The sequence below is a fragment of the Sulfurimonas sp. genome, assembly GCF_028694605.1.
In the GTDB taxonomy this organism is placed as follows: domain Bacteria; phylum Campylobacterota; class Campylobacteria; order Campylobacterales; family Sulfurimonadaceae; genus Sulfurimonas.
In genome coordinates, this window is the sequence record NZ_JAQVKP010000013.1 from 41,773 (window position 1) to 66,983 (window position 25,211).

Genomic DNA, 25,211 nt, shown 5'->3' on the forward strand with positions numbered 1-25,211 from the left:
GAAAACTCATTCAGCACTTTTTAAGCACATCTGGTAGTATAATGTAAAGACAAAGCGTGTAAATCCTCTCGGTTTTATGAGGAAGTTGAGGGATTTTTAAATGGAAGCGGTTATATTTGAGATACAAAGATAGCGCCACCCCTTAAGGAGAGTAGGATGAAAAATTTTGAGTTTATGAGAAAGATGTTTAGTATCTTTGGGGTTTTAATACTGCTTGCTACTTATGGATTGGCAGATAATAACTCAAATGGTAGCTGTAATGGGGAACAAATAAGTGAGCTGCATGGTGTAAGCGCAACAACAAGTCATACTGAGACAGGTTCTCTCTATGATGGATTTGGGACAGATGACGATAACGATTACTACTACTTTACGCCTGGTACAGATGGAACACTCGCTATAACAGGTTATACTTCCACATATAACACTGATTTATACATTTCCACTCAATCTTGTGGCGGCAATCAAGTTCTCAACAATGGGACGAGCTACTCATCTCCGGCGGCTATTAACATTACCTCTTCAACTACAGTTTATATCCGTATTAAACGAGAGAAAAACAACGCCACTACAAATTATAGCCTTCCGATAACATTCACAGTGGCGGCGCAAACACCTCCTATCATAGGAGATATCCCAAACCAGGCAGCTACAGTTGGTACTCCACTCTCTTTAAGTATCGCTTCGTATGTCACACCTACAAATGGGGATGCCATTACCTCGTATTCGCTAACCGGAACTCTTCCTACAGGTTTAAGTTTTAATAGCACAACCGGTATTTTAAGCGGTACCCCAATGGCGGTAACGGCATCAACAACCCTAAGTGTAGTTGCAACAGACAATGATGGAGACTCAAACTCGGACAGCTTTACTATCACAGTTTCTGCCGCACCTGCCGACTCGACGGGCGGAAGAGATTTCTCTCTTCGCAAAAATCTAAAATTGCGCGGAGATGTCGTTGTTATTGGCAACACTGTTTTGTGTGAAAAAAACATGTCCGGAGAATGTATTGAACCGACTGGAACATATAACAACTATACGAATCTGCAAATGGCAACAAACTCCTACTCGACACTGGTGCTTCCGGCTAATGCCACGGTTAGATATGCAAGACTATACTGGCAAGGGCGCTTGAGTGCAACCTCTTCTTCGACTGCTTGGAGCAGCACACAAAAAACAGATGCAAAAACTATCTCAATTAGACAAGGAAGCAGCGGTGCCTTTACATCTATATCTGCCGATTTTGGCGATTTTGCCGAAACAACATCAAACAATTATGTAAAAATTTACTCCGCTGGAGCAGATGTAACTGAGTTTGTAAAAAATAGCGGAGCAGGAACTTATTATATAAGCAACTTCTATACAGAAACGGGGGAGACTGATAACAAAAATCCGAGTGACGGACTTGGAGCATATGGTGCGTGGGTGCTCGCCGTTATCTATGAAGACTCAGATCCAGTTGCACAGCTTAAAGACGTGACGATTTTTGATGGCTACAAGGTCGTAGCAGACTTAGATAATGACGACTTCGCAGATCCAAATGAGATAGTAGAGATAAGCGTAACCGGTTTTTATACCCCAAAAGCTCCGGCTCTTGTCAATTCTAAAGTGTATGCATTCACCGGAGAAGGTGATGCAAATATTGTAGGCGACAAATACTGGATGAAAGGCGGTAGCCAAGTTAACTATACAGAGCTTGGTACTTTTAATTCTAGGATAGATGTAAGTGGAACTCGTTCCCCAAATTTAACAAACAACAGCGGTATAGACATACATACCTACAATGTGGGAACGGCAGGTGGCGGACTAGGTCTGATAGGAAACGAGGAGCGTACGGCATGGATGAAGTTTACGACTACAGGTGACACTTTTATGCCATCAGTTGCTATTTTTTCAACAGACCTTTATGCTCCGGATATATGCTATGACTATGCATTTTCACAAAACAATCGTTTTTTTCCTCATGACGCATCCCCAACAGCGCATATACATGGATACTTACTAAACAATGAGCCGCTTAGTGCGCAAATCATGTTTAGAAACAGAGAGTCTGGCTCAGAAGCAAAAAATTTAACTCTATTTATTGATGAAATGGACAGCACCAACCAATTGCAGTTTTATACAGATGCTCAGTTGGAGCTAAAAAAAACACTGCCTGAATCATATTATTATGTCGATGTAGCAGCAGGTGACATATTGATGAATACTACATCAGATTTGAAGTTTAACTGGATTACTTCAACAGCAGTTTTAGGCTATAACGAGTCTGTTTTTGCGGCTTTTAAACTAAATCCTCTTGTATCTGGGCAGATTGATGTCCCTCTAAATATGTATGTCTCTTACGACTATACCCTTGACAATGTAACGTATTCTATGCCAAATCTAAAATTAGATGAGCATATAGAAAGATGTGTGCCCACACCGACTGTCTATAATCCCGTTGAATGGATATTTAATGTTGTGGATAGCGGACTAAACCCGGGGGCTCCTTTAGAGGGAGCAACCAATGTTATATATAACCTTCCGACTCAGGTTGCCGGTCGCCCTGTGGACATCAAAGTTGTTTCGTTTGATCCAACTCAGCTTGACAGAGTTAAAGGCATTAGCGGTATGGTTGCCGTAGAGCTTATTGATGTTAGCGGATATCTTGATACAGAGTCGTCTTGTGATGATCCAAACAGCGCTTTTACTCCAAGAGCTTGGCTTGAACTTGGAGATGTTGACCAGAATGTAACAGCCGCTACACTTACTTCGGCAAACTTCAATACCGGCTTAAATGAAGGCGTAACACTTGACGACTTTTTTGGACAAGTAAGAGAGAATGTGGCATATAGAGTGAGTTATAATCTTGCAGATGACAATGGAAGCATTATTTTTGATAGACTTGATGGAGCTAACGGTCCGCACTATCATCTTTCAAATTTCCCATCATATGGCGGTGGCGTATGTGCCGTTGACATGGATAATAACCCTAATAGTCAAGATATGATTCCCCAATATTGCGGAGATAATGGTGTTTCTTATGAGTCTGGGATGACACCTTCGGAAGTTAGAACTTGCATGGAGTGTATATATGGTCTCAAGACAAAAAGCGTTTGCTCTCGTGACAACTTCTCTATAAAACCGGAAGGTTTTAACATAAAAATTACAGACCCGCTAAATTCAGCTTCACTCTCTTCTGATGCCAACATAGCAGCCGGTTATCTTTATAGGTTTGATGTAAACGCAACCAATCATAGCGATGGCTCTTTTACGCCGGGATACTCTGTTTGGTTTAACAGTTCGACCACAGACAGAAATGTATCATTATCATGGGAACCAAACGGACGGGTAGTTACTGGGTGCAATGATACAACAACTCCTATTTTAGATTTTTACTTTGCTAATGGAAGAATTATCGCTCAAGACAGAACTCATTCAAATGTTGGTAGATATGAGCTTAAAATGAGAGATTCTCTATGGACTTTCGTTGACCAAGCTCCAATGCTACATCATGACAACAATATAAATTGGATTGCAGGAAATGACTGTGCAAACGGAAGTGCAGTGCCTCTTTATGTCTCAGGTGGAAACTACTATGACAACATGGTTGGTTGTCAAATATCTTCAAACCACACAAAACTAAGCTCTCCGACTGCACAATACAATGACTACAACTTAACTTTCAGACCTGATCACTTTGATGTCTCCGGAATTAGTATGACTACAGGTCTTAATCATACAAATTCAGCCATAAACAATCCATCTGCTTGGCTCTACATCAACGATATCAACGGTTCAACGGATGATGAAAGAATGTCTCTTCGCTACTCAGGTCAAATAATAGCGGAGGGTGATGATAATGCTAGCTTGAGTAACTTTGTTGCCAACTGTTATGCAGAGCCTGTAAACATTGATGTAAATCTTACATTTCCAGCAGATGTTAACACTACTATGTCGCCATTGGTTTACCGTTTGCAAGAGTTAAATACAACCGCTCCGCTTATATGGAGAGACACTAATGCTACTGTTGCAAATCCAATAACCGCAACATCTTTTCCTATTGTAACCATACCTCAAGATGCATTCTTGAAAAATAGGAATGGGCTTTTAGATGCTAACTTATCTATAAACTTTGGAAGAAATACAAATGTGGCGGTCAACCCAATAACTTTGGGGCTACAAAATCTTCAGGCGGGTTGCCAAAGTGCTGCAAACTGTTCTTCTGTTGCTCATGGAAACTCAAACCATACCCCAGATGCGAACCTAACCACAAACTCTACAGTTACATTTGTTTATGGTCGCACACATGCTTCAAGACAGAGGTATAGCGACTGCCCTACCGTTGACATTAAGTGCAACAACAAACCTGCAAATATCTACTTTGAATCTTTTTGTTTTGGAAACCAAGGCGGAAATGTATGTAATAAAAACTTTTTGCCAAGCGGTCTTAATTCAAGAAGAATTGACGATACGAGATGGTTTTGGAATGAAGGGCATGATATAGCAGATGACGGAAACGTTGGGATAGTACTGCAAATAGGTGGGGCTAACACTGCCGCTGATATTGTAACAGCAACAGACAACCCTGTCGGCAACCCTTCTGTTACTACTTTGAACTATAATGGTACTAAAGGCTACCCATACAAAACGACAATGCAAAACGAAGCTTCTCCTTGGTTGATTTACAACGAAAGCGACCCGACAGCTACGAGAAATGAGTTTCAAGTTGAGTTTGACACTCAAGGCGGCTGGAGCGGTGAGCATGAGACCAACACTACTACAAAAACTCCAGGGGTAACAACAAATAGGAGAATCATGTGGTAGGAAGAAAAACCGCTCTTGGCAGATTTGCGTTTACGCTTATAGAGCTTATATTTGCCATCGTAGTTATATCGATAGTCGTTATGTCTATTCCTATAATGATTCAAACCACGGCTAGGAGTGTGGAAGACAACATAGTGCAAGAGGCTATATTTGCCGCTTCTGCTGAATTGATGGGTGCAAGCTCATACTATTGGGACAATAACTCTATGCAAGACGCTGCCCTTAGTAGGTTGGAGCGAGTTATTGAAGTGGATGGTGCGTGCAATGCAGATAGATTGAGACCTGGGCATATAAATCAGCCGTATCATAGAAGATGCTTAGATAGCAATGCAACGGGTGTAGAAAATAACACTGGCTATGTTGCCGGACTTAGCGTAAATAATGCAGTTAATGCCGCCATAGGTGACCTGTTTGATACAAGTGCTGCGGAGGCTTCAGGATATAAACAAGAGTATCAAAGCCAAGTAACCATTGCGCCCGGAGCAGATAACAATATAAAAGTACTCACTGCTTCAATCTATCAAGATGACGGGGCAACACTACTCACTAGACTTAGAATCCAGAGTGCAAATATCGGCGAGATAGACTACTACAAGAGGAGATTTTGATGCGTAAATCTGCTTTTACACTTATAGAGCTTATCTTTGTTATAGTTATCATGGGGATTTTGTCAAAGTATGGTATTGAGCTGCTATTTCAGGCATACAATAGCTTCATCTTCTCAAAGGTAAACAATGAGCTCCAGTCTCAAAGTACGGCAGCTGTTGAGTCTGTAGCCTCAAGGCTCCAGTACCGCATAAAGGACTCTGTTATTGCAAGACAAACAGATGATAGTTTTCAAGCCCTTGCCGGCAATACTGATTTTACGGCTCCGATATTAGAGTGGGTTGGTTATGACGCAGACGGTCTTAGGGGAAGTGCTGCAACAACACCTCTTTGGAGCGGAATCATAGATTTAGATCCCTCAACTGCAACCACGCTTGTCTCTCCAGCTACCGACACAGCAACATTAAATACCCTTGTTGGTGCCTTGTCTCCTGGTGCTACGACAATTAATGATGCTGCACTCTACTTTGTTGGTTCTGACAGCGATATCAGAACCGGGTATGGGTGGGATGGCAACTTAAGCGCAATCAACACTCAAAATGGAGTGATGCACCCAATAAGAAGAAGTACCGTTGCTGGGGAAGAAAATCTTTTTATTCCGGTTAGAGGTGATAATGGTAATGACAACAACCTAACGGGCGTTAATGTTTATGAATACTATCAACTTGCTTGGACAGCCTATGCGGTTGGAATAAGAGATTATAATGCAGGCACAAAAACAGGTACTCTAATGCTCTACTATGATTATCAGCCGTGGAAGGGTGAAAACTATTTACAGCACGGAACAGCTGTAAAACTAATGGACAATGTAAGTACCTTTAGATTTAGAGCCGCAGGTTCGATTGTGAAGATACAAGTATGTGTAAATTCTGATTTGATGGAGGATTATTCATTATGCAAAGAAAAAACAGTATTTTAAGAACAAATCCTCATAAAAAGCGTTCGGGATTTGCTATGATAACGGCAATAATTGTCATAGTAATCATCTCAACCATTATGGCACTCTCGCTCTCGCTTACAACTGAGACAACAAAAAGAACGGTGGATTTGTATCTCTATGAGCAAGCTGCTCTTCATGCAAAAAGCGGAGCAGAGTTGGCGCTTTTAAGCATTGCACAAAACGGGTGTCCAAACACATTCAACACAACACTAGATACTTTTGATGTAAATGTTACTATGCAATATATATTTACAAGTGATGTTGGCGGCTGTACCGAGTACATAAACAACATACAAACTCAAGAGCAAAACGGCTCTGTTTTAATGGATGTTACCGTGAGTTTAAATGACACAAGCTTATCAACCGAACCAATCCGCTATTTCAGAAGAACCATCCAAAAACTCTAAATTTTAAAAACATAAACCATTTAGTGCTATAATAATTCTCTTTCATACTTTCACAGCATGAAAGGATTTGTTAGTCACCTACACTAAAGGATTTCTCATGAATATATCACTAACCGGGCGCCACATAGAACTTACAGATGCTATCAAAGCACATATGCAAGCCTCCATCGAAACACTTAGCAAATACAATATGGACATCATCTCGGTAAGCATCATTGCTTCAGCACAGACCAAAAAGGGTAAGGAGCATTCAAGAGTAGAGTTTGTTATCAACCTTGCACATAAAAACTCTATCGTCATAGAACAAGGCGATCAAGACCTCTATGCAGCCATAGATTTAGCAACTTCAAGAGCGCAAAAGGCTATGCGCCGTATGCATGACAAAGACAATGGGCATCATAAAGACGGTATCAATGACGCAAAAAGCCAAGCAAATGAAAGCATCAATCTTCACGAACTAAGCGAAGCAATGGAAGATGAGATAGTCCCGGTCGCACTCGAACTATACAAGCCAAGAGAAGTGGAAGATGTCCTAAACGACCTAAAAGAGAACAAAAAGCTCTTTGAAATCTTCATAGACAACGACGGGAAAACTCGTGTTCTTTATAAAAGAAATGACGGGAAGTTTGGGCTTTACTAAAAGCTGAAAAAGTAATAGCGACTCATCAGGGGTAATCAGCCCCTGATGCTCAACACAGTGGAGTTGGAAACCAAAACCAAAGTATGAATAAAAAAACATAAATATTTTTGATTACGGTTATTTCAAATCCTTCTTCACCTCTTTGACTATCTCCTCGTCTTCCGCCAAATCAATCCATTTGAACTCGCTTCCGCTTTGGTTGTGTCCTTTTAGCAAATCACCGCTTTTTCTAAATTTCAAATCAAGATTTGCGATGTCAAATCCGCTCTTTGTTTGGACAAACATATCAAGACGCTCAGATCTAGTTTGGTTAGTGTATAAAAAACAGTAGCCTTTGAGTCCTGTACGGCTGACACGCCCACGGAGTTGATGCAGAGTGGAGAGTCCTAGTCTCTCTGCACCAACGACTACAACCGTGCTAAGTTTAGGCAAAGATATTCCGACTTCGACAACGGTTGTAGCTATTAGAATATCTCCTCCTTTAGCAAACTCCAGCAAAACTTCCTCTTTTTCCTTATCTTTTCCATGTGTAACGAAAACATTGCCAAATCTCTTTTCCCAAAATCCTCTTGCTTCATCAATACTTTGATACTCTAAAACTTCGCTTTGCTCTACTAGCGGATAAACTAGCAAAACTTGATTACCGCTATTTATCTCGCTTTTTATATGCTCTAGCAAATCTTTAAAATCATCTTTTCGTATTACGCTACTTGTTATGTCTTTTTTAAAAGGTGTTGTTGTAATAAGTGAAACATCTATGTGTGCCGTCTCAATCATAGCCTGTGTTCTTGGGATGGGAGTAGCGGAGAACTGCAGGAAGTGGGGTTTTTTCTCGCCGCTGCTTACCAACTTCTCCAGCAGATTTCTCTGCGCTGTTCCAAATCTATGCTGCTCATCCACCATCACAAGAGAGGCATGTGGGAGTTCCCTGTAAAGCAGAGCGTGCGTACCTATGAGAAAGTCGTACGCATTCAAATCTATCGCTTTTGTTTTGTTGGTAACAAGTACGATTTTAAGTGATGGCAGATATTTTTTCGCCTCTTCAAAGAGCTGTTGCGCCAAAATGGTCGTGGGAGCCATAAGAATAGAGCGTTCATGGTGCATCATAAAAGCAGAAGCAAGGATAACCATCGTCTTGCCGCTTCCCACATCGCCGACTATCATACGCCTAGCTGCAACGTCTTTGGCAAAGTCGGTTTTTATGTCATCTATGGCTTTGGACTGTTCGTCACTCAACACAAAAGGCAGACCTTTAGCCCACTCCTTATAGCAACGCCGCGAAGATGAGTGTGCATCAAAATATCTTCTTGTTTTTGCCAACTGCTTCATATAGAAAAACAGTTCTGTATATTTAAGTGCATTTACGATTTTTTGGTCGAGATTTTTGAGTTCCGGTACTTTTGATGTTGGAAAATGAAGAGCTAAAAGCGTCTCCGCCGCCTCCTCCCTCAACCCCTCTTCAAGCAGGTTTTCTTTGGTAAGCAGTGTTTGGATAAGGCGGAGCATAACATCGCTTCTTAGAGGCGATTTGTACTTTGGCGTTATAGCTCCGATATTTGTTACTTTTTTGGGCATATTTATGGTGCATTGACCGCTCTTACACTCTATCATACCGTAGTAACAGTCCCTCTCACCGACTCTAAACTGATGCAGCATGTATGGCTTTGGGCGAAAAAGTACGCCTGTGATACTATGTCCGAAATTGTGGGCAAAAAATGTAACTTGAAGAGAATTTGGGGCTTTATAAACACTCTCTACCGTTGCATCTATGAGCTGCATGGTGTGTGGACGAAGTTTGTCAAAAAGTCTCAAATCTTCATAAGAGGAGGGGATAAAAAGAGCAAGTTCACAGTAGCTGCCAACACCAAGCTTTTGAAACTTTTGCTCTTGCTCTTTTGAGAGTTTCATAACTATTTGCCTAAACTATCTTCTAGTTTTTTCACTCTTGAGTGAAGATTGCCAACCATAAAAACCATAACAACGATGATAAGAGTAAGGAGTGTATCTGCTAAATTTTCCATAATTTTCCCTTTTTTTGCTATAATTACCAAAGGAGAGCTAGAGGGGCGAACCTCTAACTCAACTCCTTGAAGAGTTTAACTATGATGTAAGTGATAGTTAGAACCCTCAGGGTATAGTTAAGATATTTCATCTTAGCCTCCTATTGGTAATTTTTGTCCCACCTTTTTAGGTGGCGACAGCAACATTATATGAAAAATCAAAAAACTTTTTAAAAAATATGACAAATTGACATATAATTTACTTCGTGACTATCGCAAAACTCATATCTAAAATCTCTTTGTGCGCTTGTATAAACTCGTTTAGTTCCTCAAGCTTGAGATTTTTAATGCGCTCTAGCTCCTCTTGTGCATAGCCAAGTTTATGTCCGTTATAGTACTCCATAAAGGTTCTATTGAGGCGTTGGCTCATGGTCTCCACCCTTAAAGGCTCACTTCCAAGCAAAAACTTTTTGGTCTGCTCAAGCTCCTCTTTTTTTACGCCTTTTTTTACAAACTCTGCCATAACTTCTTTGACTGTTTTTTTTGCCTCTTCAAGAGATTCTAGCTTTGTTTGGAGATGTCCGCTGAGGCAACTGCTTGATTTTGTAACATCCATTCTTGCGTATGCAGAGTACGCCAATCCTCTTTTAACGCGCACTTCTTCCATAAGTCTTGAGCCAAAACCACCTGAGCCTAATATAAAAGTGGCAACTTTTGCCTTATAGTAATCCTCAGAACCGATGGTTACATTGTACGGCGAACCAAAGTAAACATACGCTTGTTGCGTCTCTTTTTGGACGGTTTTTTCTTTGGGTTCACTTGTAACTTCATAGCGTTTTACTTCACCGTCTTCTCCAATAGGAATAGACTTGAGTATTTTTGCCACTTTGTGCTTTACCTCATCAACCTCAGCATCACCGCCAAAAGCAACGATAAGTTTTGAAGAGACAAGATTTGCCTTTATAAATGCTTCCACATCCTTAAGTTCTATGCTTTTTACGCTCTGAGTCGTTCCTGAAGAAGGATTTGCAAGTACACTGCCTTCAAATAAAATAGCATTTAATTCATTCGAAGCAATATAGTCAAAATCACTCTCTTTGTTTGCCAAAGAGCCGAGCGTGGTTGTTTTTACCTTCTCAAGAACATCTTTTGTAAAGTTTGGATCTTTTAGAAGCATCTCAAAATAGCCAAGCCCCTCATCCAACTCCTCTTTAAGACATCCAAGCTCCAAAACCAAAGTCTCTTTGCCTATAGAAGCAGAGATATGAATCGCCTTGTTCTCTAACGCCTCTGCAAATGCACTTGAACCTAATGTTTTTGTACCCTCGTTGAGTACTTTTGCACTCAGTTTTGCAAGACCGGCTTTGGTTGTATCTGCTACACTGCCGCTGTTTTTGAAGATAAACTGCATAGTGACGATGGGCAATCTTTTGTCTTGTTCAAAAATAAGCGGAACGTTTACATCTTTTGTTTTTATCTCATCAATCGTTGCTGCCATTAGTATATTTCCTAAAATAAGTAGTGTTGTAAGTATCTTTTTCATTACTATGCAAATTTCTCTAAAATCTCATAAGCAGTATTGCGCACGGCAGGAATCTCACCTATATCTTTTATGAGGTGCACCATCTCACTCTTCGCCATTTTATATGCCGCACCGGCAGAACTTACAACATTTTCTTCCATCATGGTTGAGCCTAAATCGTTTGCTCCAAACATCAAAGCCATCTGTCCGATGTAAGGACCCTGCGTCACCCACGAACTTTGGATATTCGGCACATTGTCAAGATATAGTCTAGCAACGGCAAGAAGTCTTAAGTAGCGGTTGGATGATGGTTTTTCCATATCGGGGAAGAGGCGTAAAAGTTCGGTATTTTCGCTCTGAAAACTCCACATGATAAAAGCTCTAAAACCGAGCGTCTCATCTTGAAGTTTACGCACCATCTCAAAATGATCTACGATATCCTCATCGCTCTCAATAGTCCCATACATCATCGTAGCCGTTGACATAATGCCGAGTTTATGCGCTTTGCGATGAACATCAATCCATACTTCACTGTCTATCTTTCTCGGTGCGATAATATCACGCACTTTATCAGATAGTATCTCCGCACCCGCCCCCGGGATAGAAGCCAAACCCTTTGCGTGAAGTCTTGTCAGAACCTCTTCAACACTTATGTGAGAGACTTTTGCGATAAAATCTATCTCGATAGAAGAAAATCCGTGAATAGTTATGGTCGGGTACTTTGTATGGATATGCTCAACTAAATCTTCATACCACTCGATCTTTAGCTTTGGATGAACTCCGCCTTGAAAAAGTATCTGCGTTCCGCCAATTTCAAGGAGTTCGTCTATCTTTGCATCAATCTCATCAAATGTAAGCACATAAGCATCTGCATCTTTTTCGTGTCTGTAAAATGCACAAAACTTGCAATCCACCCAGCAGATGTTAGTGTAGTTGATGTTTCTATCCACCACAAATGTAGTAACACCATCAGGATGAAGCTCTTTTTTACGAGCCGTTGCCATGCGTCCAAGCTCTTTTAGATCCGCATGCTTTATGAGATGAAGAGCCTCTTCTTTTGTTAATCGTTTCATTTACTTATCTTTAGAGATTGCGTCAAGCACACCGTTTATAAACTTTGGAGACTGTTCAGTGCCAAATGCTTTTGTGATTTCAACCGCTTCGTTTATAACCACCGCCGAATCAAGTTCACCGTAAAGTATCTCATAAGTAGCAAGTCTAAGGGTTGCTCTCTCGATGGCTCCCAGCCTCTCAAAATCCCACTCTTTTAAGTGTTTGACGATAGCTTCATCGACAACTTTTATATTTTGCATAACGCCCTCGTAAAGAGTGAGTGCGAAATCTTTTTGTTTGTTACGAATCTTTTTCTCTTCTAAAATCTCATCCGTATGCTCTGCAATGTTTCCATTGCCTAAGTCAAATGCGTAAAGCAGGCTTACAACTGCCATTCTTGCTTGATGTCTTGTCGCCATTACAGATTCTCGTAAAGATCTAAAAGTTCGATTACTACCGTCATCGCTTCAAACCCTTTGTTGCCTGCTTTTGTTCCTGCTCTCTCGATTGCCTGCTCGATAGTGTCAGTCGTTAAAAGCCCAAAAGAGACAGGTTTTTTATACTTTAAACTAACAGTTGCGATTCCTTTTGTAGCCTCAGCCGAAACATAGTCAAAATGCGGAGTAGAACCTCTTATAACGGCACCCAAAGCGCATACCGCATCATACTTGCCGCTTGAGAGCAACTGATCTATTACCATCGGAAGCTCAAACGCACCCGGAGCCAACACATGTGTCAAATCTACATCGTCTCCACCGTGTCTTGCAAATGCGTCCTTTGCACCCTCTACAAGTCTATCCACAACAAAATGGTTCCATCTTGTACTCACTATAGCAACTTTTTTGCCGTTTACTACTCTTAATTTGCCTTCGATTAGATTCATCTTTTTTTCCTTTTTTATAGTTTTGTATTTTGTTTTGAATTTACAATTTTAGCAATTCTAATGGAATCATGAAAAATAGTGTAATAAATGTTATAGTTATCAAAAACTAATATTCTACAATTCTTATCAATATTTTTCTTTTTACAATCAAATCCAAGAGAAGGATTTGTTTGTAATAGCCTTATAAATTCTCTCATTTTATTAAGGGCACCTCTAAAAACTCTAGCCATCTTCAGCGATAGAGCCAAGTTCACAATCAAGGCGGCTCTTTGCAGCCCTAGCTAAGGCTAAGGCAAAAAGAGGCAACGCAGAGTGTGGACTTGGCTCTATCGCCCTGCGGGAGGGTTCAAAAAAGCGATATGCCGCAAAACTTTTTATCGCCTTAGCGTTGGCTAAGGCTCAAAAAAGATTTTGCATCATCTCATCTTTTTTGATTCCCTCTGAAGACGGCTAGAGTTTTTAGAGGTGCCCTTAACATACTCAATTGCCACGGATTGTTTATCTTGAAATATATTATAAAAAATTTTATCTAAATCAACTTCTGCTCTCTTGGTATATTTAATTGGAAGCATATTTTTTAATTAATTTATCAAATATTTCATCATGAGTTTGTTCGCAAATCCCAGAATCCAGTCCTTCTTGTATCTCATCTTCCAAGTAAGACCAATCTTCGTCATAAGTTTTATTTTTTGTCTTATTGCTATCAAAACTAAGTTTTATAAATTCAAAAAACTTCTCTTTGTTGCTATGAAACTCATCTAAAAATATATGCTCAATCTGCTTATCTTCGATAGTCAAAGTAATCATTTTTCAAATCTCCCCAATTTTTTTAATTCTAGCGACAAGAACTTCCAACTCATCAAGTTTTATCATGTTTGGTCCATCACTCAGAGCAACACTTGGGTCAAAGTGGGTCTCAAAAAAGAAACCGTCCACGCCAACAGCTGCCGCCGCACTTGCAAGATAAGGCACCATTTTTCTGTCTCCGCCTGTTTTTCCGCCAAGCGCACCCGGTGCCTGAACAGAGTGCGTCGCATCAAAAATAGTCGGTGCAAACTCTCTCATGATAACAAGTGAGCGCATATCAACCACGATGTTTCCGTAACCAAAAGAGCTTCCTCGCTCACACAGATAAATTCCATGTTTTTTGGAAGCCTCATAACTCACCTCATCACAACCGCGTGTTTTAAGAACTTTTGCAACGGAGTAGCGCATATCGGGCGGGTTTATAAACTGCCCTTTTTTGATATTTACCTCTTTTGTGGTTTTTGCACATGCCACAAGCAAATCTGTCTGACGGCATAAAAAAGCGGGGATTTGGAGCATATCGACAACTTCGGCAACGGGTGCGACTTGATACGACTCATGCACATCGGTAACTACTTTGTAGCCAAAATCATCTTTGACTTTTTGCAAAATCCTAAGCCCCTCTTCCATGCCAAGACCGCGAAAACTATCGAGCGATGTGCGGTTTGCTTTGTCAAAGGAAGATTTAAAGTAAAAATCTATGGTTGGGTCATTTTGATAAACTTCTAGTGCTTTGGCGATTTTAAAAATATTCTCTTCACTCTCAATAACACAAGGACCAGCGAGCAGTTTCATATATTTGCCTTTAAAAAAATAAGAAGTGATTATAGCATAACGAATATAATATTATTTCGCTTTTGCCACCATGATTCCCGCTGCGACTATCAAAACTATACCACAAGTAGTCATAAGACTAGGAAATCCATCGCCAAGAAACAGACCTACAACTATGGCAAAAACGATGTTGGAGTAGCTTACCGCCCCGACTATTCCGGCTTTTGTCTCACCATACGCTTTTGTCATATAGTACTGCGAAAGTGTACCTAAAACCCCAAGAGAGATGACATAAAACCAGACGATTCCGCTAGGCATAACGAATTTTCCTAACATAAAATCAAGCTCTTCAATATAAAAATAGTGTGAAAAAACAAAAAGCAAAATCGGTCCAAGCGTGCCGACTAGTGTAAAAGAGAGCACTATCATTCTCGTATCATAGTAGTTTTTAAGCTCACGGATGGAGGTATAGGCAAGTGCCGCACCAATGCCGCTGAAAATCCCAAGCAAATCATACTTACTAAACCCAATGCCCGTTGGTTTTGCGATAAGAACGATACCGATAAAACCCACAAAAACAGCGAGCCAAGATTTAAAAGAAAGCTTTTCATGTAAAAAAAGCGATGCAAAAACGGCGGTAAAAATAGGAGCGGTTTTTGAGTAGGTTACGGCATCCCCAAGAGGGATGTGTGCAATGTTATAGAAGTATGTCAAAAGCGCCAAAAAGCCCATCAACCCTCTAAAAAAGAGCAAATAAGGTCTGCCGCCACTTTGTATCATCGGGGTTTTGTAAAGCGCATACCCTATAAAGGCGACACCAAAAATATTTCTAAAAAAGACCACCTCAAGCGAACTCATATATTCTGAGGCAAGTTTTGCAAATGCACCCATTATGGCAAAAATAAATGAAGCAAGAAGCATGTATTTTACACCATTATTCAATTTTTCTAATCGTTTCATTCCTAAAAGCGCACCAACCTTTTTAAATTTGTTATAATTATACCAAAGGAGAAAGTTATGTTTCTACGCACGATTGCTCTGATTGGTTCCCTTTTTTTATTCTCCTCTTCGCTCTTTGCGCAAAGTGGTGCGTCAAATAACGGTTTTATTGACTACATAGACAAAAAACAAGAGGCGCTCTCAAGCGGTGTTGTCGATTTTATCAGCGATATTGATAAAACCATTAGCGGCTGGATAAACGAACCTGACGAACCTCTCTCCTGTGATGCGCTTGAAAAAAAGCTCGATAATGAGTTTTTACAGGCAAATGAATCAGTAGATCTCTTTTTTAAGAGTGAAAAGTATATGGATGAAACACAAAAAGGTTTTCTTCGTATTCGCCTTGGCTCTCTCTTTCAGACGAAAGAGTCTGCTGATTTTTACTATAAAATCAGGGCGCATATACCGCTAAGTAGAACAAAAAGAGATTTTCAGCTTTACATTGATGATGTTGAGCAGAACTACTTTGACAACGGCGACCTTCGCCAAAAAGAGACAACCAAAAATGAGGCCGGTCTGCGTTACTTTGCTCCTATTTACAAAGATATAAAGTCTCACTACTCCATAGGCATGAGCAGTTTTACAGGCTACGCAAGAGCAAGATATGCAACAGATTTTACTCTTGGTTCATGGCGTATTGAGCCTACACAGCAATTCAAATACTCTCTAAAGTCAGATTGGAGCGAGGAGACAAATATCTACTTTGACAAAACACTCGAAGAAAACTCCCTTTTTCGTACAACCTTGCATCGTAAAACACAATCTCATGTGGATGGATTTGACTATGCTTTGGCACTCTCATACTATCTTACGCTCTCCAAAACAAAAGGTTTTAGCTATACTCAACAATTTTGGGGAAACTCCAAATACTCATGTGATGAACATCCAGAGCCTTACAATGGCATAAGCAACTACTCGGGATTTTTCTCTTGGCGTCAAAATATCTTTCGCAAATGGATAGCGTATGAGGTGCAACCGGGGGTTAGTTTTCACAGACAGTACGACTATGAACCTAACTATGCCGTACATTTTTATGTAGATTTTTATTTTGGAAAGATTGATTAGTTGTATTTGGTATAATTCCATATTATATTTATAGTAAATTTTTGATATAATTAGCCAATATAGTGTCAGGTGGGAGTTACATGAAAATAGTATTGCTTTTTTTTCTCTTTGTCAGCTCTTTTTTTGCTCGTGAGAGCGTAACACGCTACGATGTTTTTGCAACACTCTTTGGACATGTCGGCTATTGTGACGTTTTCATCAAGGAAGACGGCAGCACATATGAAGCCAAAGCGGTTGCACAGACGATTGATGTAGCTGCGCTTCTTCTTAAAGACAGAGTAGAGACTTTTGAGAGCAGAGGCATTATCAAAAATGGCAGATACATCCCAAATATTTTTATCAAAACAAAAAAAACAACCAAAAGAACAAGAGTACAAACCTACACATTTAACCATGAGAAAAAAGAGGTATTGCTTGTAGAAGAGAAAGTAAAGATTGTTAACAAAACACGCTTTGACTCTAAAGATTTCAAGTTTGTTACAAAAGAAGTAGAAGAAAAATCACGAAATGAGGAAGTTCTTGACCCGTTTCTTGCGGATGATACGCTGAGTATCTACCTTAACAGCCGATATGGGTGCGATATGCTAGAAAAGAAGCACGCGATTTTTGCAGTCGGAGCGCACAATGACAAAAACAAGATTTACTACGAATGTCTTACCGATAAAAGAAAAGCAGCTGCACAACAAAAGCTAAAAGGTGATGCACACATCATCTACAACCTCCACGTAGAGCCATTTGACAAAGATGATAAAGTGGTTGACACTCTTTTTGTCTATGATAAAGACGGTCTGTTGCAGGAGGGATTGATGGATGAAATCTTTTGGGTCGGCAGCATGAGGGCCCTGCGGGTCAGTCATAAAATTTTAAATTAGGAAAAACATGGGAAACATTATTTTATTTGCGCTTTTAGGGCTATTTTTTTACTGGATTTTTAAAAGTTACTCGAAGTATGATGCTTACTCAAAAGAGGCGTTTCAGAACTTCTCTCTCTCCAAAGAGTCTCTTCAAAAAAGCGAACTTGGGCTTTTTGTAGCACTCGTAGCAAAGGTTGCAAAGGCTGACGGCAGAGTCGATGCGCTTGAGGCACAGCTTGTCGGGATTATGTTTGATGATATCGCAGCACTCTTTCCTGAGGCGCAAAAAACCAAAGAACTTCTCAAAGAGATTTTTAATGAAGAGAAAGAGCGCAGTGACAATCTTGAAGCGGTAGCCCAAAGGCTTGCTCAACTTACAAAAAGAAACCAAGCGCAACAGCACCATTTTATGGGATTTTTGATTCAGCTTGCCTTTGTGGATGGTACGGTAAGCAAAAGCGAAGAGAAAATCCTCGCACTTATCGCCGAGGCTTTTGCACTTGATCCAAAAATCTATCATGCCATGTTTGATCAGTTTGAGAAGATGATGCGCAGCATCAAACCAAAAGCAAACATAAACGATGCCTATAAACTCCTAGGGGTCAAAGAGAGCGATGATATGGACAGCATCAAAAAAGCTTATAGAAAACTCATCAGAGAGTATCATCCCGATATCGTCAAATCACAGGGCAGAGATGAAGCTTATATGCAAGAAGCAACTGCAAAAACACAAGAGATTAACCAAGCGTATGAGATGATTAAAGCTCACAGGAAAGAGTCGTGAGATATCTTTGGCTTCTCTTTTTCACGCTCTCATATCTTAAGGCAAGCAGTGCCGGAGAGCTATACTTTAGCGGCAACTGTGTTACATGCCACCACCCTACAAAAACCATCTCCGCTCCATCGGTTGTGGAGTTTAAAAAGAGATATATAAATGCATTTGCAGATAAAAAAGAGTTTGTAAACTACATGTCAAAGTGGGTTTTAAAACCTACAGAAAAAGGCTCGCTTATGCATGATGCCATCCAAAAACACGGGCTGATGCCCGAACTTGGGTTTGACGAGGAGACACTTAGAGAAATAGCTGCCTATCTCTACGACACCGATTTTACAAAAGGGGAGATTGATAATCTCTTTCCCAAAAAAAGTCTATCCAGTCGTCCGCTTCGTTAACCCAAAAGTCCGGCTCATAAATGGATGTTTTTTTATAAAAAAGCGTTGCTGATTTGAACTCTATACCTGCAAATTCGGTTGTGAAATGCTCCATCACCGCCTGAAGCGTCTCTCCGCTGTCGGAGATATCATCAAGCACCAAAACACGCTTTGCATTTTCAAAAGTACAACTGCCAAAGAGTACGATTTTCTCTCTCTTTTGGCTCTTATCGTAAAGCTCTGTTCTTATACTCTGCACAGCCCTAATCTCTAGCCCCTCAGCAACCGCATGAGAGAGTGTAAGTCCGCCTCGCGCTATGGCAACTATGGCATCAAAATGCTCTTCTCTGAGCGACACAAGAAGTTTGTTTGTATCGTTTCTAAAAGATTCATAACTATAGTATTTCATATGGGTATTATACATAAATCTTAAGACGAAAATTGCTACAATCGCTTAAGAAAAACAGAGGAAACAAGATGATGACAAAAACTATTTTATCTATTGCGTTTGCAGGCTTGCTTGTACTTGCAATGAGTGGCTGTTCTAAGGATGTGGAAGTAGCAAAGAGCGTTGAAGAGTTTGGATGCAAACAAGAGGGAGTAAAAGCTCCACAGTGGACATGTATCCCTGAATCGCAGAAGTACTATGCAGGCGTGGGCATTGCCGAGAAGAGTAGTGCCGGGATGGATCATATGCGAAGAGTGGCAATGGCAAACGGGCGTTCAGATTTAGCGCAGCAGATAGAGACTACGGTAAAAGACAAAGTAAGTCTCTACACAGGCACAACAGGTGTTACAGCAACAGAGACAGTTGACAAAACTACCGAGAGCGTCACAAAGCAGGTAGCAAAAGTCAATCTCAAAGACTCAAAAGCGGTGGATATGTGGACTGCTCCATCCGGTGCGATTTATATGCTTGTGACAGTCTCCAAAAGCGAAGCAAATAAACAGATTCAAAACAACATCAGAACAAGCTTTAATAATGACAATGCGCTTTGGCAGCAGTTTAAAGCAAAAAATGCACTTGAAGAGCTTGAAAAAGAATTTGAAGAGAAGTAAAGAGCAGTAGTGAATTTTTTTTCTTCTCTTCTCTTTTTTGCTCTCTTATTTTTTAGCGGATGTTCGCAAAAAGAGGTTGTTATCGTTGATGTACAACCGATTGAACAAGAAGTAAAAGCAGAGACGCTCCCTGTTGTAAAAGTCGATAAAGAGGCTGTTTTACGTACTGCCTTAGTTGAGAGTGCCTTGGAGCATCTTGATAAAAAAAGCGGAAAGGATTGTTCAGGATTTGTAGAGCTGGTCAATTTTCAAAACGATGAGCCATACTACAAGTCAAGCCATCTGTCTCAATATTATGATAATGCAAAGCGCTCCAAAGCTATCTTTAACATCATGAGGGCACAAGAGAGAGTTTTTGACACAGATACCCCAAAAATCGGTGATTTGGTCTTTTTTGAAGACACCATTCAAAAATCAAAACGAAAAATCGGCTCTTTTAACATTACTCATGTTGGAATCGTAACACAAATTGACGACGACGGAACAATCCATTTTATCCATAATATCCAAGGAAAAAACAGAATTGATCAGCTCAATATACAATTCTCTCATGCTCAAGCCGTCTCCGGAAAAAGCGTTAACAGCTATCTTAAAAGATGTTATTCCGGTACGCCAAAGCAGAAATGTTTAACTGCTTACTATTTTAGCGCATTTGCAAAACCGCTTTTTAGTGATGGGTCAACACTAAGCCAAAACTAGCATACATTTAGATATAATTCTAAAATTAAGGGCACCTCTAAAAACTCTAGCCGTCTTCAGCGATAGAGCCAAGTTCACAATCAAGGCGATTCTTTGCAGCCCTAGCTCAAGCTAAGGCAAAAAGAATCAACGCAGAGTGTGGGCTTGGCTCTATCGCTGAAGACGGCTAGAGTTTTTAGAGGTGCCCTTAACTTCTCCATTCAAAAATAACTCAAGGTAACACATGAAAAAAATCGCTATCATCGGTCGTCCAAATGTCGGCAAAAGCTCGCTTTTCAACAGACTTGTTAAAAAAAGAGATGCTATAACATCCGACATTGCCGGAACAACAAGAGATGTAAAAAGACGCCATGTTGTTATCGTTGACAAAGAGGCGCTTCTTTTGGATACGGGCGGACTTGACAAAGGGTGTGAACTCTTCGACAAAATCAAAGAAAAATCTCTTGAAGCAGCACGTAAAGCCGATATCGTTCTTTATATGGTTGATGGAAAAAGCATCCCCGAAGATGAAGACAAAAAACTCTTCTATGAACTACAAACACTGGGCAAAGAGGTAGCTCTTGTCGTCAACAAAATAGACAATGACAAGATGAAAGACAATCTTTGGGATTTTTATGAGTTTGGAACAGATGCTATTTTTGGTATCTCCGTCTCGCATAACAGAAGTATCAATGCGCTTTTAGAGTGGATTTACGACAGATTGCCAGATGAAGACATCATAAAAGAAGAAGAGAGCGAACAAGAGGATGAAGATGATATAAATGTCATCCAAGAGGATATGAGTGAGTATGATTTTGATGATGAACTCTACGATGAAGAAGAGGACGACGGCTTTTTCTATCCTGAGGATGAAGATGAGGAAGAGGAGATTACAGACGACTCCATCTTTGCACAAAACGATAAGATTAAAGAGTATAACCCAGAAGATATCAACCATATCAAAATCTCCATCATCGGGCGTACCAATGTCGGCAAAAGCTCACTTCTCAACGCACTTTTAGGTGAAGAACGCTCTGTTGTGAGTGACGTTGCAGGAACAACAATAGACCCGATTGACGAGAGCATCGAATACAAAGGCAAACAGCTTACTTTTGTTGACACGGCAGGTCTTAGACGCCGTGGCAAAATTGTGGGGATTGAGAAATTTGCGCTTATGCGTACAAAAGAGATGCTTGAAAATTCCAACATGGCACTTGTTGTCCTAGATGCAAGCGAGCCTTTTTTAGACCTTGACGAGAAAATTGCAGGTTTGGTTGACAGCAACCGTCTTGCGTGCATTATCGTACTCAACAAATGGGATATCGCAAAAAGAGAAGAGTATGACAACATCATCAAAGAGGTGCGTGATAGGTTTAAATTCCTCTCTTATGCACCCATAATTACCCTCTCCGCAAAATCACACAAACGAGTCGATAAGCTCTTTGATATGATTTTGGAGATTAACGACAACTACTCACAGCATATCAAAACATCCGAACTTAATGTTGTTTTAGAAAGAGCGCTTATCCGTCATCAGCTCCCAAGTATGCGCGGACAGGTTATCCGTATCTACTACGCAACACAGTACGACATCAGACCGCCGAAAATCGCCATCATCATGAACAAACCAAGAGGGCTTCACTTTACCTACAGAAGATACCTCACAAACAAACTGAGAGAAGCCTTCAACTTTAGCGGAACACCTGTTTTGTTTAAAGCAAAAAAACGCGGGGAGAAGTAAAAAACTATGAGAAGCAGACTTACCACCTTTTTGTTTCTCATTTTTGCACTTAATCTTCTCTTTTTATTTTACTATCAGACTTTTGTTTACAGGGCTTTTTTCAACTCCGATGCGGCGATAGCAAATATTTTAGCGCAAGAGATTATCAGTCAAGGCTCCTACTATCCGCAAAGCTGGTGGTATGTCAACGGCGATATTTGGACTTTTTTTAAACACACGCCCGCTCTTTTATTCACTCTCTTGGGGCTGCATGCGTATGATGTTCACACACTCACGGTCATCTCTTTTTTTCTCTTTTCGCTCTGGTTTACCTTTTCTTATCTCAAAAGAATAGGTATTGCAAGCGATGGCATTCTCATAGCACTCATAGGTCTCTCGACGCTCTACTCTCCAATGTATATACGTGAAGTCCTCGGGGAGAGTGCATATATCTGGTACTACAGCGCAATGATTGGGTATCTGTATGCACTTTGGCTGATGCAAAAGAGGGAAAAACCTTTATTGGCTGCTTTTTTAATTGTGGCTATCAGCCTCTTTTTCGTTGCGGAAAACCCAAGCAGATTTGCCATCTACTTTCTCGCACCGCTCTTTGCACCGTTTGTTCTTTTTCATGAACATATAGAGTTGCGCTATAAAAAATTTCTTCTCTATCTTTTTGCAGGTTTGGCGGCCGGAATTATTTATAGATATTTTATACTTCAGCATATCCAGATGCATACGGGTGCCGAGAAAACTTTTCTTATTGCCTTTGAAGAGTTGCCGCAGCATATCTGGAGATCTTTTGGCGGACTTTGGAATTTTTATGGCGGACTTTGGAGGGACAAAGCTCCTTTCGTCTCCTTTGATAGCGTAATTACGCTACTCAAACTTCTTTGCACCACTGCCATCTTTTTTGTTCCTATGTTTTATGCCCTTAGAAACAAAGATGCCCTTACTCCTTTTGAGCGTTACACCATCGCTCTTGGATATAGCGGATTTTTTATTATCCTTGGGATTTACGCCCTTACTTCCTTGCATTCAAATGGACTTTATGCTGCAAAAGAAAATATTAGATATATAATTCCATTTGTGTTATTTATAGCTGTAAATAACGGCATACTTTGGAAGTTTTTTTCAAAAAGAGTGAAGTTTTTACTTATGTTTTCAATACTTTTGTCCTATCTCTCTATCCAAAATACACTTCAGGGAGATGTTGCGGCCAAGATTATCCAAGGAAGAGAAGAGGTTATACAAACATTGCTGGAGAACAACGCTACAAAGGGATATGCGCCATATTGGCATTCGCATATTTTTACAGTTTTGAGCGATAGCAAAGTGGAGATAAGACCTCTTGAAGACCAAAACTATAAAAGAGAAGTGGGAACTTGGCTCTCAAGCTCTGCTTGGTACGACAAAACAGACAGAAGTGCCTCTTTCATCCTTATGCCTAGCGAGAAGATAGAACCATTTGAAAGAGCGACAAAAGAGCACAACTTAAGCGAGCCGACAAAAACAATTACATTAGAGAGATATAAAATCTATTTCTTTGATACAAACCCTATTACCAACTAAGGACTTATTATTATGCAAATTAGCGTAATATCACCTATCTATGGATGTAGAGAATCCATACAAGAGCTTTATGAACAACTCACCTCTGTGTTGCAAAAAATCTGCAACAGCTATGAAATCATCTTTGTAAACGACAACTGCCCTCAAAACTCTTGGGAAGTAGTTTCTCAGATTGCAAAAAATGACAAAAATGTAAAAGCCATCAAACTCTCAAGAAACTTTGGGCAGCACTATGCCATCACGGCAGGGATTGACAACTGCATTGGAGCGCATGTTGTCGTTATGGATTGCGACTTACAAGACAGACCCGAGGAGATAGAAAAACTCTACAAAAAAGCGCTCGAAGGGTATGATGTGGTGCATGGAAGAAGAGCAGAGAGGCAAGACAGTTTTTTTAAAACATTTACATCAAAGCTATTTTATAAAACTTTGGAGTATTTTACAGACACAGAGCATGACCACACTATCGGCAATTTCGGTGTTTACTCCAAAAAAGTGATCGAAACTATAAAAGGGTTTAAAGAGAAGAGCAGAGACTTTTTGCTGCTTGTCAAAATAGTAGGATTTAAAAAAATAGAGATTGATGTAGAGCATGACGAGAGGGTTTACGGCACATCGTCATACACACTCTCAAAAATGATAAATCTGGCTATCGACTCCATCGTATCGCACTCAAACAAACCGCTCAAACTCATCATCCAGCTTGGACTTTTTGTCTCCGTGCTCTCTTTTTTCGTTGCAGTGGGATTGATGGTTGCACACTACACTTACGGCTTTAGCGTAGAGGGGTGGACAAGTTTAATGGTCTCTATGTTTTTTCTCTTTGGTTTGCTTTTTGGTATCCTTGGGATTGTAGGTCTTTACATCGGTAAAATCTTTGATCAGGTAAAAGACCGCCCGCTCTACATTATAGATGAGATAATCAATTGAAAAAAGTAGCTATTTTACAATCCAACTACATACCTTGGAAAGGGTATTTTGATATGATAAATATGGTGGATGAGTTTGTACTCTACGACTGTGTCCAATACACAAAAAACGACTGGCGCAACAGAAACCTCATAAAAACACCTAATGGCGTTCAGTGGCTAACCATCCCATGCCGTTTTGAGTCCATGAGCCAAAAGATAAACGAAACAAAAGTAAGCGACAAACTCTGGGCGAGCAAACACTTCAAAACCATATCTCAAAACTACTCAAAAGCAAAACACTTTAAGGAGTACAAAGATCTTTTTGAAAACCTCTACAAAGAAGTTGCAGATGAGGAGCTTTTAAGCGCCATAAACTACAAGTTTCTAGTAGCCATAAATGAGATTTTGGGCATCAAAACAAAAATCTCAAAATGTGAAGATTTTAACCTTACAGAGGGACAAACTTTAAGGCTAGTTCAAATCTGTAAGGATGCGGGTGCAACGCACTACCTCAGCGGACCTTCTGCTAAAAATTATCTTGATGAGAGTTTGTTTGAAGAAGCAGGCATAAAAGTGGAGTGGATGGGCTATAGCGGCTATGGCGAATATGAACAGTTGTATCCGCCGTTTGTTCACGGAGTAAGCATAATCGATTTGATTTTTAACGAGGGCAGCAATGCTACAAAATATATGAACAGTTTTAACCCGAATTTTGCAATAGAAATTTGCTAGGTAGTGCGAATGCTTTAGTTTAGGGTGTTTA

The 25,211-nt window shown here is 40.2% G+C and carries 24 protein-coding genes; 15 read left to right on the plus strand and 9 right to left on the minus strand.

Annotated elements, in window-relative coordinates:
• The first annotated feature begins 156 nt into the window (after positions 1-156).
• The 5 genes from PHY84_RS08905 (at position 157) to raiA (ending at position 7,399) form a co-directional block, all read left to right on the plus strand.
• A complete protein-coding gene (locus PHY84_RS08905) occupies positions 157-4,806 on the plus strand; it encodes an Ig domain-containing protein (RefSeq protein WP_299859032.1) in 4,650 nt (1,549 codons plus the stop codon).
• Positions 4,800-5,414 carry a type II secretion system protein gene (locus PHY84_RS08910; RefSeq protein ID WP_299859033.1) on the plus strand — a complete coding sequence of 205 codons (615 nt, stop codon included), beginning with the start codon at positions 4,800-4,802 and terminating at the stop codon, positions 5,412-5,414. The genes PHY84_RS08905 and PHY84_RS08910 overlap by 7 nt, the downstream gene beginning before the upstream one ends.
• Positions 5,414-6,331: a type II secretion system protein gene (locus PHY84_RS08915; protein ID WP_299859034.1), complete on the plus strand. Its 918-nt coding sequence runs from the start codon at positions 5,414-5,416 to the stop codon at positions 6,329-6,331. Before PHY84_RS08910 ends, PHY84_RS08915 begins: the two co-directional genes overlap by 1 nt.
• Positions 6,307-6,759 carry a hypothetical protein gene (locus tag PHY84_RS08920; RefSeq protein ID WP_299859035.1) on the plus strand — a complete coding sequence of 151 codons (453 nt, stop codon included), beginning with the start codon at positions 6,307-6,309 and terminating at the stop codon, positions 6,757-6,759. The genes PHY84_RS08915 and PHY84_RS08920 overlap by 25 nt, the downstream gene beginning before the upstream one ends.
• 97 nt (positions 6,760-6,856) lie before the next feature.
• Positions 6,857-7,399: a ribosome-associated translation inhibitor RaiA gene (gene raiA, locus PHY84_RS08925; RefSeq protein ID WP_299859036.1), complete on the plus strand. Its 543-nt coding sequence runs from the start codon at positions 6,857-6,859 to the stop codon at positions 7,397-7,399.
• Positions 7,400-7,516: 117 nt separating this feature from the next.
• On the opposite strand, the gene recG is transcribed toward raiA, so the two are convergent.
• The 8 genes from recG to PHY84_RS08965 form a co-directional block, all read right to left on the minus strand.
• A complete protein-coding gene (recG, locus tag PHY84_RS08930; protein ID WP_299859037.1) occupies positions 7,517-9,307 on the minus strand; it encodes an ATP-dependent DNA helicase RecG in 1,791 nt (596 codons plus the stop codon).
• A gap of 351 nt (positions 9,308-9,658) precedes the next feature.
• Complete coding sequence (locus PHY84_RS08935; RefSeq protein WP_299859038.1) at positions 9,659-10,897, minus strand: pitrilysin family protein; 1,239 nt, start codon at positions 10,895-10,897, stop codon at positions 9,659-9,661.
• A 47-nt stretch (positions 10,898-10,944) separates the two neighbouring features.
• The gene (locus PHY84_RS08940) at positions 10,945-11,994 is read right to left on the minus strand and encodes a dehypoxanthine futalosine cyclase (RefSeq protein ID WP_299859039.1); all 1,050 of its coding nucleotides are present in this window, start codon (positions 11,992-11,994) and stop codon (positions 10,945-10,947) included.
• The gene (gene nusB / locus PHY84_RS08945) at positions 11,995-12,393 is read right to left on the minus strand and encodes a transcription antitermination factor NusB (RefSeq protein ID WP_299859040.1); all 399 of its coding nucleotides are present in this window, start codon (positions 12,391-12,393) and stop codon (positions 11,995-11,997) included. It lies immediately after the preceding gene.
• Positions 12,393-12,857, minus strand: a complete 465-nt coding sequence (gene ribH, locus PHY84_RS08950) for a 6,7-dimethyl-8-ribityllumazine synthase (RefSeq protein ID WP_299859041.1) — start codon at positions 12,855-12,857, stop codon at positions 12,393-12,395. Before ribH ends, nusB begins: the two co-directional genes overlap by 1 nt.
• Before the next feature lie 558 nt (positions 12,858-13,415).
• A complete protein-coding gene (locus PHY84_RS08955; protein ID WP_299859042.1) occupies positions 13,416-13,664 on the minus strand; it encodes a hypothetical protein in 249 nt (82 codons plus the stop codon).
• Positions 13,665-13,667: 3 nt separating this feature from the next.
• Complete coding sequence (gene kdsA / locus PHY84_RS08960) at positions 13,668-14,489, minus strand: 3-deoxy-8-phosphooctulonate synthase (RefSeq protein ID WP_299859073.1); 822 nt, start codon at positions 14,487-14,489, stop codon at positions 13,668-13,670.
• Positions 14,490-14,510: 21 nt separating this feature from the next.
• Positions 14,511-15,398, minus strand: a complete 888-nt coding sequence (locus tag PHY84_RS08965; protein WP_299859043.1) for a DMT family transporter — start codon at positions 15,396-15,398, stop codon at positions 14,511-14,513.
• A gap of 57 nt (positions 15,399-15,455) precedes the next feature.
• Here PHY84_RS08965 and PHY84_RS08970 point away from each other — a divergent pair, with 57 nt between their 5' ends.
• The 4 genes from PHY84_RS08970 (at position 15,456) to PHY84_RS08985 (ending at position 18,529) form a co-directional block, all read left to right on the plus strand.
• Positions 15,456-16,502: a hypothetical protein gene (locus PHY84_RS08970; protein WP_299859044.1), complete on the plus strand. Its 1,047-nt coding sequence runs from the start codon at positions 15,456-15,458 to the stop codon at positions 16,500-16,502.
• 80 nt (positions 16,503-16,582) lie between these two features.
• Positions 16,583-17,374 carry a DUF3108 domain-containing protein gene (locus PHY84_RS08975; protein ID WP_299859045.1) on the plus strand — a complete coding sequence of 264 codons (792 nt, stop codon included), beginning with the start codon at positions 16,583-16,585 and terminating at the stop codon, positions 17,372-17,374.
• A gap of 7 nt (positions 17,375-17,381) precedes the next feature.
• A complete protein-coding gene (locus PHY84_RS08980; protein WP_299859046.1) occupies positions 17,382-18,140 on the plus strand; it encodes a DnaJ domain-containing protein in 759 nt (252 codons plus the stop codon).
• Complete coding sequence (locus PHY84_RS08985) at positions 18,137-18,529, plus strand: cytochrome C (RefSeq protein WP_299859047.1); 393 nt, start codon at positions 18,137-18,139, stop codon at positions 18,527-18,529. The genes PHY84_RS08980 and PHY84_RS08985 overlap by 4 nt, the downstream gene beginning before the upstream one ends.
• Here PHY84_RS08985 and PHY84_RS08990 read toward each other — a convergent pair.
• The gene (locus PHY84_RS08990; protein WP_299859048.1) at positions 18,465-18,917 is read right to left on the minus strand and encodes a phosphoribosyltransferase family protein; all 453 of its coding nucleotides are present in this window, start codon (positions 18,915-18,917) and stop codon (positions 18,465-18,467) included. The two genes, PHY84_RS08985 and PHY84_RS08990, sit on opposite strands and share 65 nt — an antisense overlap.
• Before the next feature lie 68 nt (positions 18,918-18,985).
• Between PHY84_RS08990 and PHY84_RS08995 the strand changes: the two genes are divergently transcribed.
• The 6 genes from PHY84_RS08995 to PHY84_RS09020 all read left to right on the plus strand — a co-directional run bounded on the left by PHY84_RS08995 (position 18,986) and on the right by PHY84_RS09020 (position 25,180).
• Positions 18,986-19,567 (plus strand): LPP20 family lipoprotein, encoded by a 582-nt coding sequence (locus tag PHY84_RS08995; RefSeq protein ID WP_299859049.1) that lies wholly within the window; start codon positions 18,986-18,988, stop codon positions 19,565-19,567.
• Between the two features lie 9 nt (positions 19,568-19,576).
• Positions 19,577-20,266, plus strand: coding sequence for a CHAP domain-containing protein (locus PHY84_RS09000; protein ID WP_299859050.1), 690 nt, complete (start codon positions 19,577-19,579; stop codon positions 20,264-20,266).
• Positions 20,267-20,489: 223 nt separating this feature from the next.
• Positions 20,490-21,986: a ribosome biogenesis GTPase Der gene (gene der / locus PHY84_RS09005; protein ID WP_299859051.1), complete on the plus strand. Its 1,497-nt coding sequence runs from the start codon at positions 20,490-20,492 to the stop codon at positions 21,984-21,986.
• 6 nt (positions 21,987-21,992) lie between these two features.
• Positions 21,993-23,537, plus strand: coding sequence for a hypothetical protein (locus PHY84_RS09010; RefSeq protein ID WP_299859052.1), 1,545 nt, complete (start codon positions 21,993-21,995; stop codon positions 23,535-23,537).
• Between the two features lie 12 nt (positions 23,538-23,549).
• Complete coding sequence (locus tag PHY84_RS09015; protein ID WP_299859053.1) at positions 23,550-24,467, plus strand: glycosyltransferase family 2 protein; 918 nt, start codon at positions 23,550-23,552, stop codon at positions 24,465-24,467.
• Positions 24,464-25,180 carry a WbqC family protein gene (locus PHY84_RS09020; RefSeq protein WP_299859054.1) on the plus strand — a complete coding sequence of 239 codons (717 nt, stop codon included), beginning with the start codon at positions 24,464-24,466 and terminating at the stop codon, positions 25,178-25,180. The genes PHY84_RS09015 and PHY84_RS09020 overlap by 4 nt, the downstream gene beginning before the upstream one ends.
• The last annotated feature ends 31 nt before the right edge of the window (positions 25,181-25,211 follow it).